Origin of the sequence: Cytophaga sp. FL35 (assembly GCF_014349235.1) — a bacterium.
GTDB lineage: Bacteria > Bacteroidota > Bacteroidia > Flavobacteriales > Flavobacteriaceae > Euzebyella.
The window spans coordinates 34,500-50,004 of record NZ_JACSOH010000031.1 but is presented as its reverse complement, the minus strand read 5'-3'; the positions used below and the strand labels follow the sequence as shown (position 1 = coordinate 50,004).

The window sequence follows — 15,505 nt, the reverse complement described above, 5'->3', positions numbered from 1 at the left end:
TTATTGTAATATCAGAACAATATACACCTTTTAAATACAATCTAAAGTTTTAAAGAAAAGGAGTTAGAAAAGCTTGTAAAAAGTAGTTGATGCAGGATAAAAGAGAGTCTGGAAGAAAAAGTCTTTTTTACTGAAAAATCCAAAAAACGATAGGTAAGAACAAAGAAAAGCCCGGGCTACCAAACCCAGGCTTTACATCAAAATCAAAAAACCAACCTAAACACATAAACTAATTCAAAGAATTAAATCTTTTTCATAGCAATTTATATCTATAACACCCCCCTCATGAAATACCCTACCTAAAAAGGAACTTTTTTCTAATTTTATCTAAAAACTTATGGTCATGACACAACATTTTTGGTCTGAGCTGACAGAAGAGCTCAATAAAAGCGTAACAGAAAAAGAACACCCCTATAGGTTTGTCACATTAGGCACTGTGGGGAATGAACGACTGGCCAGACTGCGAACCGTTGTTTTAAGGCATGTTAACGAGAATCTCAACCTTATTTTTTATACGGACAAGCGCTCAAAAAAAGTGCTTCATATTAAAGAAAACAACCGGGTTAGCATGTTATTTTACCATCCGGAACTTTTACTGCAGCTAAAAGTTGAGGGCCTAGCATATATTTTAAAGGATGAAGATGCCAAAGACAGGTATTGGAGTAACATACATGAGAACAGTAAAAAAGATTATACTAGCCACAAGGCACCTGGCAGCGAAATAAGCAACCCAGATCATGTAGAATACCTAACCAATGACCATTACTTCTGCGCCATTGAAGTGGAACCATTTAAAATTGAGTACCTAAAACTAAAAAGACCCAACCACATTAGGGTCAGGTTTTCTAAAGAAAATAGTGATTGGAACGGAGAATTTTTGGTGCCCTAAAACTTTAAAATTGAGAATTTTAAGTCCAACGGTTTAAAGGCTTTCAATAACATAGGAATAAGGTCCTCGCCAAGTTCCAAATAAAGTTCAGAGAAATTTAGAGTGCGCTCCTGTAAAGAACCATTGGGAAAAAGTTCATTTTGAATTTCACTCATTCTACTTACCTGATCCTTTAGTTTTCGCTTCTGCGCCTTTAACAATCTTTTTTCTAAGTTATCCAATCCCTTTTTTTGTTTTACCTCTTGGGCCTTAACGGCACCCAGAAACGACTTATCCGTCTGCTCCGCCAATTCGTATAAACCTTGGAATTGCTCTTCTAGCAGTTTTTTTTGAGGAGAAAAATCGATATCAATATTGGATATCTCCCTTATTTTTTTGTTGATAAAACTACTACGTTTCAAAAATAAATCGGCCACCTTGAGATTCATCTTCTGCAATTTTTCACTTTGTTTCTGGGTGATGACCAATGCAGAATTCCGAAGTAACAAAATGGGAAACGGCACTTGCATACCATCAAACATGGACCTTAACTGTAACCAATACGCAATTTCTCCTCCTCCACCTACATAACATAGGTTGGGCAAAATAATTTCTTGATACAAGGGCCTAGCAATCACATTTGGAGAAAAACGTTCCGGGTGTGCCACCATTTCCTTCCTTAGCTCTTCCTCAGTAAACTTAAGATCCGTATCCAACACATGGAAAACTCCATCTTGTTGTACCAAGCGCGCCCTTATATCATTCTTTAAATAGAAGTAATTGATTTCCCTTGGGTTGACCTGTATACCGTAATTGGAACCTAATTGCTGAATTTGGGTAATGGTATTAGAAACCTCTTCATGACCTAACCCCTCAAAAATATCTTTTTGGGCATATGGAACAAGTTGGGATTTAAGATTCACATCATCCCCGTCCACAATTACCAAACCATATTCCCCAAACAGTTCATTAGCCAAATATCTGGTAGCCTTGGCAAGATTGCTATGTTCTAAATAAGCTTTTTTAAATAAGTCCTTTAAAGTTTGGGCGTCCTTGCTGTTACCCAGTTGATCGGATAAAGTTTCAAAAACATCTTCAAGTCCTGTACTATCAAATGGACCTACAGCCCCAGTTCTTCCATCACCCGGATTCCATTGAATCTTCTTTCCCTTAAAATTAAAGTAGTTAATTTCTTCAAAATCATGATCCTCCGTAGCCATCCAATAAATAGGGACATAATTATATTTTGGATAAGCCTTTTTCAGTTCCAAGGTCAGATTTACGGTAGACGCAATTTTATATAAGAAGTAAAGAGGCCCCGTAAAAAGGTTCAATTGATGACCTGTAACCACTGTGAAAGTTATGGGCTCCTTTAATTTTTTAAGGTGGGTCTGTGTGGCTTCACTTAGTTGAAACCCCTCATATTGCTTTTGTAATGAGGAATAAAGGATTTCGCGATTCTTTTCAGGAAAACTCTCCGCCTTTTCCTTTATCTGAGCTTCAAAATTGGCCAAATTGGGATACCGATTGTAAAATGGTTTAACCTCTTCTTTTTGAGCTACATAATCACAAATAAAATCCGAAAAGTATCCGGTTTGATCAAAAGGTAAACAATCAATATCCATAGGGGTGTAAATATAAAACAGTTCAACATTAGGTCCTCCTAAAAAATCGTTAATACGTTTATCCAAAATATGAACCTGTGATGGACCATGAAGGCCTACTTCTTATAATAATCACTAGATTTGAGTTGCTTACAAATTCTTTTAAAAGATAAAGTCTTTAAAAGGATGCTAACTATAAAAAATGCGATTTAAATTACCTTTCCTACTCATATTGGCGCTTTTAGTAGGTGCCATAACCTATGCTCAAAATTTTAAAAGCCCTGCAGAATTTCTGGGTTATGAAATAGGTGAAAAGTTTACCCGCCACCACAGAGTGATGGACTATTTTGGACATTTGGGCGAAACTAATCCTGATCGGATTCAATTAAAGGAATACGGTACCACTTATGAAGATAGGCCTCTAATGCTTGCCTTTATCTCCTCTGCGGAAAATATGGCCAATCTGGAGGAAATACGCCAAGCGCACATTGCTAATACCAATGGACAGGGCAATCCCGAAATAGCCATTGTTTGGATGAGCTACAATGTACACGGCAATGAAAGTGTTAGCACAGAAGCTTCGATGCAGACTGTTTATGAATTGCTGACTACGAAAAAGGAATATCTGGAGAATACCGTGGTTATTGTTGACCCCTGTGTAAATCCTGATGGTCGGGAACGTTACGTAAACTGGTACGGTCAATACAAAAACAGTGCGCATGAAGTAGACCCTAATAGCAAGGAACATCATGAACCTTGGTTAAACGGTAGGGCAAATCATTATATGTTCGACCTTAATAGGGATTGGGCTTGGCTTACCCAAAAAGAGAGCCAGCAACGCATTAAAGTTTATAATAAATGGTTGCCCCACGTACATGTGGATTTTCACGAGCAACAAGTAGACAGCCCCTATTACTTTGCTCCTGCGGCAGAACCATTTCATGAGGTAATCACCAATTTTCAGAGGGAATTTCAGGTAACCGTAGGTAAGAACCATGCCAAATATTTTGATGCCAATGGTTGGTTTTACTTTACCAAGGAGGTTTTTGACCTTCTTTATCCCAGCTATGGAGATACCTACCCAACCTATAATGGTAGTATTGGCATGACCTATGAGCAAGGCGGAAGTGGGCGCGCCGGGTTAGGTATTGTTACTTCCCTGGGAGATACCCTTACCTTGAAAGATCGTATTGAGCACCATAGAACAACAGGCCATTCCACATTGGAAATTGCTTCCAAACATGCAAAAAAACTAAATGAGGAATTCAAGAAATTTCATCAAACCAAGGATTATAAATATAAAAGCTATGTTCTTAACGGAAAAAAGGACAAGTTAAAAGCTTTAACGGACCTATTGGACCAACATGAGATTACCTACGGAAAAGCCAATTCTGGTTCAATTAGGGGGTTTCATTACTCCACCGGGAAAACAGGCACCCTTAGAGCCACTGAAAAGTCGATTGTTGTTCCTGTGGACCAAAAGAAAGGCACTTTGGTCAAGGTTTTGTTCGAACCCAAAGCCAAATTGACGGATAGCCTCACTTATGATATTACCGCCTGGTCCTTACCTTACGCATACGGACTAGAAGCCGTAGCTACGGAAAACAGTATAAAGTACGAGGCTAGTGCTGATGGTAAAAACGTCAATAATAACCCCAACCTAACGGATGCATACGCTTACATAGCCCATTGGAACAGTTTTAGCGATGCCCGGTTCCTCGCCCACCTATTAAAGAATAAAATCAAAGTAAGGTTTGCCATGAAGCCTTTTACGCTGGACGGCCAGAAGTATAATAGAGGTTCATTGATTATCACAAAGTCTGATAATCAAAATAACAAATCATTTTTGACAACACTGTCCACCGCGGCCAAAGCATACGATAAACAGATTACCCCCACGAATACCGGATTTGTAGAAGCCGGGAAAGATTTTGGTTCTTATTATGTGCAGATGGTTCCTAATTCAAAGATTGCCGTTTTAACCGGAAATCCCACCTCAACCTTGAGATTCGGTGAAGTATGGCACTTTTTTGAACAACAATTGGAGTATCCCGTTACCGTTTTGGACGAAAGTTATTTTGACCATGTAGCGCTAAACGAATATGATATTCTCGTTTTACCTGACGGTGATGGGTATGGAAATTTTCTAACAGATTCCATTTCTGAAAAAATAACGGAGTGGATTTCCAACGGCGGAAAGCTAATTGCTATGGGTGGAGCGCTAAAGTCCTTTGCAAAAAATAAATCCTTTCCCTTAAAAGCAAAGGAAAATGTGAAAGACAGTACTCAAATAGCTCCTAATTTTGATTATTCCCAAAGGGAACAAATAAAAACGGAAATCACCGGAGCTATATTTAAAACACATGTGGATACCACCCACCCCTTGGCGTATGGTTATGATGAAGTTTACTTCTCCATGAAACTTGGCAGTGATTCCTATGACTATTTAGAGAAAGGAACCGTAGTATATCTTGATGAAAATAATGTAGAACCCGTTTCCGGATTTGCCGGTAGTGAAGCAAAAAAGAAAATTGGAAACTCCATGACTTTTGGTTCAATTAACCACGGAAAAGGGCAAGTTGTTTTCATGGTGGACAATCCTTTGTTCAGAGGTTTTTGGGAAAGTGGCAAATTATTTTTTGCAAACGCCCTCTTTATGATCAATTAGCATATTTAATCAACTTTGTGGTAACATTATGTCTTTGCAAACGACTTGTAGGCAAACAACATCGGAATGAAGGCACTTTGTTATTCCAAATATGGACGGCCCAGGGACATTTTTACCATTAAGGATGTCCCAATACCCAAAATTGAATCCAACGAAATTCTGGTACAGGTTAAAGCAACTACCGTAAACCGTACCGATGAAGGCCTCGTAACCGCTCGCTATTATGTTAGCCGATTCTTTACAGGTTTGGCACAACCAAAAAAACAATCACCAGGAACCGACTTTTCGGGGGTGATTATTGAAATAGGCCAAAATGTAAAACAATTTAAAGTTGGGGACAGGGTCTTTGGTTTTGACGATGAAATTCTGAGCTCTCATTCCCATTTCATGACTATAGAGGAGAATGACTCTTTATTACATATGCCCAGTGATCTGGATTTTGTAACAGCCGCAGCTTGTTGCGAAGGAGCACACTATGCCCTAAACTGCATTAATAAACTACAGTTAAAAGAAGGTCAAAAAGTTATGGTTAATGGTGGAACCGGAGCTATTGGAAGTGCCGCCATTCAAATATTAAAAAGTAGGGGACTTAACATTGTGGCGACCGCTGCGACTGAACATTTACAGCTTGTAAAAAATTTAGGAGCAGATACAGTGATAGACTATACCCGAGAAGACTTCACACGATATCCCGGCACTTTTGACTTGGTGCTTGATGCGGTAGGTAAGAGTAGTTTTAGAAAGTGTAAAAAACTATTGGCTCCCAAAGGAGTGTACATTTCTACAGAGTTGGGAAAAAGAGGTGCCAATATTTTTTGGGCGCTTATTACGCCGCTCTTTAGAAGAAAAAGAGTAATTTTTCCTATTCCATCGAATATTAAAGATAGCCTAAATACAATGAAGGTTTTAATTGAAAACGGGCAATTCCATCCTTTAATTGACAAAATCTATCCTTTTGAAAAAATTGTTGATGCTTACGAATATGTTAGCTCAGGTCAAAAGGTAGGTAATGTAGTTATTCAAATGGAACACTGATTTATTTCAAATCCAATTTTAGAATAAAATCATCGGCAGTCATAAATAGACTTTTATCATTGGCACCAAAAGCACAATTAGCCGTTTTCTCTCCTGTATAGATTCTTGCAACCGGTTTTTTACTATTAAAGACCCAAACCCCACCCGGGCCTGTTGCAAATAAAAACCCTTTGGCGTGCATTTTCATACCATCCGGGAGCCCTTGTTGTCCTTCCTTATTAACCAAAGAAGTTACGCTATGGAATATTCTTTTATTCTCCACCTGACCTACGTCCATTATATCATATTCATACCAAACGGCATGTTCCGGGTTTGATACCGCAACATACAATTTATCCCCATCAGTTGAAAGGGCCACGCCATTAGGCCGGGTTAATTTATCCACAAGGACCAATTCTCCCGTAGCTTTTAAACAAAAAAGTCCTTGAAAGTCCAGTTCTTTGTTTGGGTCATCCATTTTTTGGGGCAAGCCATAAGGAGGGTCGGTAAAATAAAGATTTCCGTTTTTATCGAATACCCCATCATTGGGGCTGTTGAACCGCTTTCCATTATAGGAATTTGCCATTACCTCGTATTCAGCTTTTGGCATTTTTAAATCCGATTTCATTTTGGCTACTTGACGTTCCCCATGCTGCATTAAAACCAGTTCGCCTTGCGGACTAAGCAACAATCCATTGGAACCCGGTTCATCACCATATTCGGAGGCCCCTAAATATCCGGATGGTTTCAAATAGGTATCTAACTTACCGTCTTCCAGTAATTTAAACACTGTATTATTTGGAATATCCGAAAAAAGTAAGGCTTTTTCATCCTCCAAATACAAGGGTCCTTCGGTCCATTTAAAACCTTTGGCCATTACCCTAATCTTAGCCGTAGTATCAATTACCTCCAAAGCGGAGTTATCCAAAATTTCAATCCAGGTACCTTTTTTCACCTCTTGGCAATACAATCCGGTTTGTACCATGAGACTAATAGCCAACATGCCGATAATTCCTTTCATTTTATTCAAGTTTTATTTCGCTCAAACAATTAAAAACCTACACCATCACTTTTGAGATAAGATATATAAGTGTGATGGCAGTAGTACCTAATACAAGTGTCCCCAAGGTTTGCACTTGATTTCCCTGTTTCACGTCCATACCGGTCAATTGCGTCAACACCCAAAAGAAACTGTCATTAGCATGGGAGACCACGGTAGACCCTGCACCAATGGCAAGAACAGTCATGGTTCTCATAAATGTTTCTTCCAATCCCAAAGCGGGCAACATAGGGGCAACAATAGATGCCGTAGTAATCAAGGCCACTGTGGAGGAACCTTGGGTTGTTTTTAGACAGGCCGCCAATAAAAATGGAAAAAAGAGACCAATGGACATACCCGAGAAATTTTCTGTAATTACATCTGCAATACCAGAATTTTGCAACATGGAACCGAAAATTCCTCCCGCCCCGGTAATTAAAATAATGGGAGCTGCAATTCGCACAGAATCGCCCAACCAACCGGTAGCGGAATATACTTTTTCATCCAACTTTTTCGGTAACAGCAACGCAAGTGCAACCCCAATTAACAATGCAATGACCGGACTTCCCAAGAAGGCAATGACCGGGTAGATAGCCAAATCCGTTAGTGCCAATTCCGGATAATCAAAAATGGATTTCAGCACAATCAACACAATTGGGACCACAATACATAGAAGGGATAGCCTCAATTTTGGTTGATGTAGCGCATCTTTTGAGGTTGCCATAACAATGGGCACCTGCACCTTGGCGGCAATCTTGATGGCAAAAAAGTAGCAAGAAACCAAGGAAAGTGAGCTTATGATAAGCCCCCAAAGAATAACACTACCCAAATCTGCATTTAATATACCTGCAGCGGCAATGGGACCAGGCGTTGGTGGTACCATTACATGGGTAGCGGTCAAACCCAAAGCCATGGCAGCAGTTGTACCGGCAAAGGATACTTTGGCCTTATCGGACAGTGCTTTGTTCAATGAGTTCATAATGATGAAGGCACTATCGGCAAAAACCGGAATAGATAACAAGTATCCGGTAAGCATCATTGCCAAATGAATGGATTTTTCGCCTATTAGCTTAATCATTCTACTGGCAATTACCATGGCACCACCTGATTTTTCCAAAATGGTACCAATCGCCACCCCAAAGAAAATAATCAAACCAATTTTACCCATGATACTACCAAAACCATCGTTAACCGATGAAATTATACGATCAATGTCCATCCCCGTTATAAAACCATAAACTATAGCCGCAAGCAGTAACACAAAAAAGGGATGAATTTTCCATTTGACAATCCCTACCACAATAAAGGTCAAGGCCAAAAGAAGTGCAATTACATAAATCATAAAACTGGAATCTTATTATTTTCTCTTATCGAGTATTGTTATCGGTATGTGATAGAACTACCATTCCGCAAAGCTTCCATCTGGGTTTCGCCAAATAGGATTGTTCCAATCGTGTCCTATATTTTGGCCTTCCCGAAGCTTTTCCTCATTCATTTGAATCCCCAAACCAGGCCCCTTTAGCAAATCAATATAGCCATCAGCTATATCAAATACTTCTGGATTCCCCATATAATCCAATAAATCAAAACCTTGATTGTAATGAATGCCCAAACTACTTTCTTGAATGAATGCGTTGATAGAAGTAAAATCTATATGTAAGCAAGAAGCTAGGGCAATTGGCCCTAAAGGGCAATGCGGAGCCAATGCCACGTCATAGGCTTCTGCCATGGACGCAATTCTTCTCACCTCGCTAATTCCACCGGCGTGACTTAAATCTGGTTGAATTATGTCTACAGTTCCCCTGTGAAGCAGTTCTTTAAAATCCCATCTGGAAAACATACGTTCCCCAGTAGCGATCGGAATGGAGGTAAAGGAATAAATATGGTCCAACGCCTCATTGTTTCCACTTAAAACGGGTTCCTCAATAAACATGGGATTATACGGAAGTAACTCATCAATCAAACGCTTGACCATACCTTTATGAATTCTCCCATGAAAATCAAGACCTATATCCAATTGATTACCAAACTCTTCCCTTAGAAGTTTTATATTTTGGGCTACGGTTTTTACTTTTTCAATAGAATCAATCCACGCAAAGGCTCCTGTGGCATTCATCTTAACTGCCTTAAATCCTTGCTGTACTTTCTCCCTAGCTTGCTCAAGCACCACTTCAGGATGGTCACCGCCGATCCAACAGTACATTTTCATTTTTTTCCGTACGGCACCTCCCAAAAGTTCGTAAACAGGAGCATTCAAGTATTTTCCTTTAATATCCCACAAGGCTTGATCAATTCCTGAAAGAGCACTCATTAAGATAGGACCGCCCCTATAGAATCCACCAGCATAGAGGGTCTGCCATATATCCTCTATATCGTTTGCGGACCGTCCAATAATAAATTTTGAGAGTTCGTGGACGCAGGCCTCCACGGTTGCTGCCTTACCTTCAACTACAGGCTCGCCCCAGCCTATAAGTCCGCTTTTTGTAGTAATTTTTAGAAAAAGCCATCTTGGGGGAACTTTAAAAAGTTCCACTTTTTCAATCAGAAGGTCATTCATTATAGTTAGGTAGTTTCAAATATGTCAATTTTAATTATTGACAAAAATTTAGTTGATTTCCCTAAAGTAATGAAAAAACTAAAGTCTAGAAATGCAAAACCCCTAAAACAATTGGAAGTATAAAATAAATAGTTGAACTAACTAAACGGGCTCTCCATACAAATCAAAATCTGCCGCATCAAATATTTTGATTTCGGCAAACTCTCCTTGTTTTAAATAGTGCTGTGTAGCATCGATTAGCACTTCATTATCAACGTCTGGAGAATCAAACTCCGTTCGCCCCACAAAATAGTTGCCTTCTTTCCTATCAATCATACATTTGAAAGTACGGCCAATTTTTTCTTGGTTAAGTTCCCATGAAATCTGGGACTGAAGCTCCATGATTTCATTGGCTCGTTCTTGCTTAACATCCTCTGACACATCATCTACCAACGAAAAGGCATGCGTATTTTCTTCATGACTATAGGTAAAACAACCCAATCTTTCAAAGCGCATTTGCTTTACCCATTCCTTTAATATCTGAAAATCTTCTTCTGTTTCACCAGGATAACCTACTATTAAGGTAGTTCTAATGGTCATTCCGGGAACAGCTTGCCTAAAGTCTTGTAACAGCTTGGTAGTCTTGGCTTGAGTAGTACCTCTACGCATACTTTTAAGGATGGAATCCGATATATGCTGAAGCGGTATATCAAGGTAGTTACAGATTTTTGGCTCCCTTTTCATTACCTCCAGTACATCCATGGGAAAGCCGGTAGGAAAAGCATAGTGCAAACGAATCCATTCAATACCCTCCACCTTGACCAAATTTTCCAAAAGTTCGGCCAAGTTCCGTTTTTTATATAGATCTAAACCATAATAGGTAAGGTCCTGAGCAATTAAAATAAGTTCTTGCACACCCTTGGAAGCTAATTTTTCAGCCTCCGTAACCAAATCTTCTATAGGTGTACTCTTATGTTTGCCGCGCATTAACGGAATAGCACAAAAAGAGCAAGGTCTATCACAACCTTCCGCAATTTTAAGGTACGCATAGTTTTTAGGAGTAGTGGTCAACCGCTCCCCAATAAGTTCATGTTTATAATCCGCACCTAGCGCTTTCAAAAGATTAGGTAGTTCGCTTGTACCGAAGTATTGGTCCACATTGGGAATTTCTTTCTGAAGGTCCGGTTTGTAACGCTCGCTCAAGCACCCTGTTACAAAAACCTTATCTACTTGCCCAGCTTCCTTTTTCTGAACATACTCCAATATGGTGTTAACGCTTTCTTCTTTTGCATTGGCAATAAACCCACAGGTATTTATGACCACAACATTACCATCTTCTTCATGAACCACCTCCTTTTGATTTGCCCGAAGCTGCCCCATGAGTACTTCTGAGTCATAGAGATTTTTGGAGCAACCCAAGGTTACTACGTTGATTCTGTTTTTCTTAAGAGTCTTTGTGCGCATTGAATTTTATTGGGATGCAAAAATACAACTTGAACTCTGTTTGGGGATATAATTAAGACGATTTCTTACTTTTTTACGTTTTGTTCCTAGATAGAAAACAATACTTATGAAATTTCGATATTGGACTTTTATATTATGTTCAGCCCTATGGACCAGTTCCTGTTCCACTGATAAAGATGGAATGGAGACCGAACAACAAATAATAACTGCTGAAGATGGGGATAACAGCACAGGCAACGAAGACGTAGACCCGATGGACGAATCCCTTTATTTTCCTCCTGTAGCTTCCGATGAATGGGAACAATATACTTTGAACGAACTTAACTGGAACCCAACTGAGGCCGATAATTTATCAGAATACCTACAAGAAAAGGGTACCGATGCCTTTTTGGTGTTAAAGAACGGAAGACTCGTCATTGAATGGTATTATGGTGATTTCACACAAGAATCCAAACACACGTGGAACTCCGCCGGTAAAACACTTACCGCTTTAATGGTAGGCATTGCACAAGAAGAAAACAAATTATCAATTGAGGATCCCGTAACCTTACATTTAAACCCAGGGTGGACCAGCATGGAAGTGGAAAAAGAAAGTGCCATTACCGTTAGAAATCAGTTAACCATGACCACGGGTTTGGACTATACGCAAGATATTTTCTGCTATGACCCAGAGTGTTTAAATTTTCTGAACGACCCCAATGATTTTTGGTACTATCACAATGCCCCTTACACCTTGCTTGATCAAGTGATCAGTAATGCTACCGGCACCGACTTTAAAGAATATTATAAAACAAAAATTGGTGACGCAATAGGAATGGAAGGAAATTGGGTAAAGGTGGGCTATAACAATCTCTTTTTTAGCAACGCACGTAGCATGGGCAGATTTGGCCTGCTAATTTTAAATAAGGGAGATTGGAACGATATATCCGTTCTTTCCAACAAAGACTATTTTGATTCAATGACCAATAGCTCCCAAGAATTGAATCCTAGTTATGGTTACTTATGGTGGCTGAACGGAAAAGAATCTTTTAGGGCACCAGGTTCAGAAGATTTATTTGAAGGGTCACTAATTCCTTCTGCTCCCTTAGACCTCATTGCCGGACTTGGAGCAAATGACCAAAAACTATATGTTATACCCAGTGAAAATTTAGTAGTTGTACGCTTAGGTGGAGATGCCAGTGAGAACAACCTTGGTCCTTCAAGTTTTGATGAAGGAATTTGGACGCGATTAAATGCAGTGATGAACCCCTAAATACTATCCGAAGAAAGAATCTACAAATTCGTATTTATTAAAAACCTGAAGGTCTTCTATTCCTTCACCTACGCCAATATATTTTACAGGTATCTTAAATTGGTCACTAATCCCAATGACCACTCCACCTTTGGCTGTGCCGTCCAATTTGGTAACGGCCAAGGAGGTAACCTCGGTTGCTTTGGTAAATTGTTTGGCCTGTTCAAAAGCATTTTGACCCGTTGAACCGTCCAAGACCAATAATACATCATGCGGTGTATCTTCCACAACTTTTTGCATTACCCTTTTCACTTTGGTAAGCTCGTTCATTAAATTCACCTTATTATGCAACCTACCAGCGGTATCAATAATGACCACATCGGCATCTTGCTTAACAGCAGAGCTCAAAGTGTCAAAAGCAACGGAAGCTGGATCACTTCCCATTTTTTGTTTGATTATAGGTACCTCTACCCTATCTGCCCAAACCTGTAATTGGTCAATAGCCGCAGCTCTAAAGGTATCTGCCGCCCCCAATACTACTTTTAATCCTTTTTGTTTGTATTGATGTGCCAATTTTCCAATGGTGGTAGTCTTACCTACTCCATTTACCCCCACAACCATTATCACATAAGGCTTTTTGTTCTGTGGTACGGTAAACTCCGTTTCCTCGCCAGAATGGGTTTCAGAAAGAAGGCCTGCAATTTCTTGTCTTAAAATGGTATTAAGCTCCTCCGTCCCCATATATTTATCCTTGGCAACCCGGGCTTCAATTCTATCAATAATTTTTAGAGTCGTATTTACACCCACATCCGAGGTTACCAATACCTCTTCCAGATTGTCCAAAACGTCATCATCTACCTTGGATTTTCCGGCAACGGCCTTACTTAACTTCGAAAAAAAAGAAGTTTTGGATTTTTCCAACCCTTTGTCCAACGTCTCTTTTTTCTTAGAAGAGAAGATATTTTTAAATAAACTCATGATACACTAATTGGTGGCTGTAAATATAAGAAAGTCAGCGCCAAGTTCATAAAGGGAAAAAGTGCATAATTTTTAATCGCAATTCAAAAAAAAAGCCCCTTTCTTTCGAAAGAGGCCTCAAATATTTTTTAAAGCGATTATTTTTTCGACAACCACTCATTAACAAGTTCAGGAGCCATAACAGACTCTACGAATGTGTAAGCACCACTTTTTGGAGACTTAACCATTTTAATGGCCTTTGTCAATCTTTTTGAACTTGTCTGTAAACTTGCTACCGTCTTCTTTGCCATGGCTATTATTTTTTTATTCTACTTTTTGGTAGAAACTATCTTACTTAATTTCTTTATGAACCGTCATTCTTTTAAGAATGGGGTTGAATTTTTTAATCTCCATTCTTTCTGGAGTATTCTTCTTGTTTTTGGTAGTAATGTACCTTGAAGTACCTGGCTTACCAGATTCCTTGTGCTCAGTACACTCTAAAATAACCTGAATTCTATTACCTTTTTTTGCCATCGTAATCTAGCTTATTTTATAAGTCCTTGTGCCTTAGCCTCCTTCAAAACGGCAGAAACACCTCTTTTGTTGATAATCTTCAACGCTTTGGCAGATACCTTCAAAGTTACCCAACGGTCTTCTTCCGGAATATAAAAACGTTTCTTAGAAAGATTAACGTTAAACCTTCTTTTGGTCTTATTGATGGAAAAAGAAACATTGTTTCCAGACATCGCCCTCTTACCCGTAATTTCACAAACTTTTGACATTGCGCTGATTTTTCTTTAAACAGGCTGCAAATTTATATCATTTTTACGGGACAGACAAAAGAAAATTCTAGATTTTTAAAATTTCTTTTTGCAACAGCTCCAGCGCCTTGTGCACGGTCTTTTGGACTATTCTTTCCCTATGGTTTCCCATGTTGAATTTCTCCACAATAATTTCGGTAGGAGTAGCAACAGCTATAAAAACCGTACCAATTTCAGCATCTGAATCTCCCTTTGAAGGTCCTGCATTGCCTGTTGTGGCAATCGCAAAATGGGATTGCATTATATGCTTCACACTTTCGGCCATTTGAACGGCCACCTCAGCACTTACCACGGAATGTTCGTTGATGGCATCTCTTTGAACTTTTAAAACATCAATTTTAACCTCCGTAGCATAGCTTACCACCGTTCCCTTATAATAGGCAGATGCTCCCGGAAGGGACGTTATTTGCTCCGCTATTTTTCCTCCCGTACAACTCTCCGCGGTGGCCAAAGTCATTTTTTTACTCGTAAGCAACTTGGCAATAACTTCCTCTAGGGTCTCTTCATCGTCTACACCATATAAAATATCCTTTACAAGATCATGCAGTGACCCTACTTCCTTTTCCATCGCCTTATGCAACTTCTCACCATCCGTACCTTTTGCGGAAAGACGTAGTCTAACCTTTCCGAGACTTGGTAAATATGCTAATTTAATAAAGGGTGGCAGGTTGTCCTCAAAATCCTCCAACCTAGCGGCAATGGAACTTTCTCCCATGCCATAGGTTACCAAAGTTCTATGAACGATATAAGGTCTTTTAAACTCTGCTACAACCTTTGGAAGTACCTTTTCGGTTATGAGGTGTTTCATTTCAAAAGGAACACCCGGAAGGGAGACAAAAACTACTCCGTCCTGCTGCATCCACATGCCAGGGGCGGTACCATACCTATTTTGCAGTACTTGGGCCTTGGAAGGAACCAAAGCCTGTTGCCTGTTTATATCGGATATGGGCGTATTACTTATATGCTTTTTGAACAGCATTTCAACATTTTCCAGAACCTCATCATTCTGCACCAAGGTATCATCAAAAAACTCGCAAAACGTACGTTTGGTAATATCGTCCTTGGTAGGCCCCAAACCGCCTGTAACAATAACAAGCTGAACGCGCGATTTAGCATCTGCAAATGCTTGCAGAATATGCTCCCTTTCATCTTGTACCGATGTAATCTGATAGACGGAAACCCCTATCTTATTAAGTTCTTTTGAAATAAATGCCGAATTGGTATCAACAATTTGACCTATAAGAATCTCATCCCCAATTGTGATGATTTCCGCTAGCAGTGAATCCATTTAATAACTATTTGG

14 protein-coding genes are annotated in these 15,505 nt (G+C 39.4%); 4 read left to right on the top strand and 10 right to left on the bottom strand.

Annotated features, from left to right (window positions below):
- Positions 1 to 343 precede the first annotated feature (343 nt).
- Positions 344 to 889, top strand: a complete 546-nt coding sequence (locus tag BIZ36_RS18285) for a pyridoxamine 5'-phosphate oxidase family protein (protein WP_187459338.1) — start codon at positions 344 to 346, stop codon at positions 887 to 889.
- On the opposite strand, the gene bshC is transcribed toward BIZ36_RS18285, so the two are convergent.
- Positions 886 to 2,559 carry a bacillithiol biosynthesis cysteine-adding enzyme BshC gene (gene bshC / locus BIZ36_RS18280; RefSeq protein WP_222937458.1) on the bottom strand — a complete coding sequence of 558 codons (1,674 nt, stop codon included), beginning with the start codon at positions 2,557 to 2,559 and terminating at the stop codon, positions 886 to 888. The genes BIZ36_RS18285 and bshC overlap by 4 nt on opposite strands.
- Before the next feature lie 115 nt (positions 2,560 to 2,674).
- Here bshC and BIZ36_RS18275 point away from each other — a divergent pair, with 115 nt between their 5' ends.
- Complete coding sequence (locus BIZ36_RS18275) at positions 2,675 to 5,140, top strand: M14 family metallopeptidase (RefSeq protein WP_187459337.1); 2,466 nt, start codon at positions 2,675 to 2,677, stop codon at positions 5,138 to 5,140.
- A 66-nt stretch (positions 5,141 to 5,206) separates the two neighbouring features.
- Positions 5,207 to 6,175, top strand: coding sequence for an NAD(P)-dependent alcohol dehydrogenase (locus BIZ36_RS18270; RefSeq protein WP_187459336.1), 969 nt, complete (start codon positions 5,207 to 5,209; stop codon positions 6,173 to 6,175).
- Between the two features lies 1 nt (position 6,176).
- On the opposite strand, the gene BIZ36_RS18265 is transcribed toward BIZ36_RS18270, so the two are convergent.
- The 4 genes from BIZ36_RS18265 to rimO all read right to left on the bottom strand — a co-directional run bounded on the left by BIZ36_RS18265 (position 6,177) and on the right by rimO (position 11,193).
- Entirely contained in the window at positions 6,177 to 7,175 is a 999-nt protein-coding gene (locus tag BIZ36_RS18265; RefSeq protein WP_187459335.1) for an SMP-30/gluconolactonase/LRE family protein, read from the bottom strand.
- A gap of 37 nt (positions 7,176 to 7,212) precedes the next feature.
- A complete protein-coding gene (locus tag BIZ36_RS18260) occupies positions 7,213 to 8,535 on the bottom strand; it encodes a GntP family permease (protein ID WP_187459334.1) in 1,323 nt (440 codons plus the stop codon).
- Positions 8,536 to 8,592: 57 nt separating this feature from the next.
- The gene (gene dgoD / locus BIZ36_RS18255) at positions 8,593 to 9,750 is read right to left on the bottom strand and encodes a galactonate dehydratase (protein WP_187459333.1); all 1,158 of its coding nucleotides are present in this window, start codon (positions 9,748 to 9,750) and stop codon (positions 8,593 to 8,595) included.
- Positions 9,751 to 9,891: 141 nt separating this feature from the next.
- Positions 9,892 to 11,193: a 30S ribosomal protein S12 methylthiotransferase RimO gene (gene rimO, locus BIZ36_RS18250; RefSeq protein ID WP_187459332.1), complete on the bottom strand. Its 1,302-nt coding sequence runs from the start codon at positions 11,191 to 11,193 to the stop codon at positions 9,892 to 9,894.
- A gap of 106 nt (positions 11,194 to 11,299) precedes the next feature.
- On the opposite strand from rimO, the gene BIZ36_RS18245 reads away from it, so the two are divergent.
- Positions 11,300 to 12,445 carry a serine hydrolase domain-containing protein gene (locus tag BIZ36_RS18245; protein ID WP_187459331.1) on the top strand — a complete coding sequence of 382 codons (1,146 nt, stop codon included), beginning with the start codon at positions 11,300 to 11,302 and terminating at the stop codon, positions 12,443 to 12,445.
- Positions 12,446 to 12,448: 3 nt separating this feature from the next.
- Here the strand turns inward: BIZ36_RS18245 and ftsY are convergent, their stop codons facing one another.
- The 5 genes from ftsY to BIZ36_RS18220 form a co-directional block, all read right to left on the bottom strand.
- On the bottom strand, positions 12,449 to 13,402 hold the full coding sequence (ftsY, locus tag BIZ36_RS18240) for a signal recognition particle-docking protein FtsY (RefSeq protein WP_187459330.1): 954 nt from the start codon (positions 13,400 to 13,402) through the stop codon (positions 12,449 to 12,451).
- Between the two features lie 137 nt (positions 13,403 to 13,539).
- Complete coding sequence (locus tag BIZ36_RS18235) at positions 13,540 to 13,692, bottom strand: DUF4295 domain-containing protein (RefSeq protein WP_187459329.1); 153 nt, start codon at positions 13,690 to 13,692, stop codon at positions 13,540 to 13,542.
- A 40-nt stretch (positions 13,693 to 13,732) separates the two neighbouring features.
- On the bottom strand, positions 13,733 to 13,915 hold the full coding sequence (gene rpmG / locus BIZ36_RS18230; RefSeq protein WP_187459328.1) for a 50S ribosomal protein L33: 183 nt from the start codon (positions 13,913 to 13,915) through the stop codon (positions 13,733 to 13,735).
- A gap of 11 nt (positions 13,916 to 13,926) precedes the next feature.
- Positions 13,927 to 14,163, bottom strand: a complete 237-nt coding sequence (rpmB, locus tag BIZ36_RS18225; protein WP_187459327.1) for a 50S ribosomal protein L28 — start codon at positions 14,161 to 14,163, stop codon at positions 13,927 to 13,929.
- Positions 14,164 to 14,230: 67 nt separating this feature from the next.
- The gene (locus BIZ36_RS18220; protein ID WP_222937457.1) at positions 14,231 to 15,490 is read right to left on the bottom strand and encodes a competence/damage-inducible protein A; all 1,260 of its coding nucleotides are present in this window, start codon (positions 15,488 to 15,490) and stop codon (positions 14,231 to 14,233) included.
- Between the last annotated feature and the right edge of the window lie 15 nt (positions 15,491 to 15,505).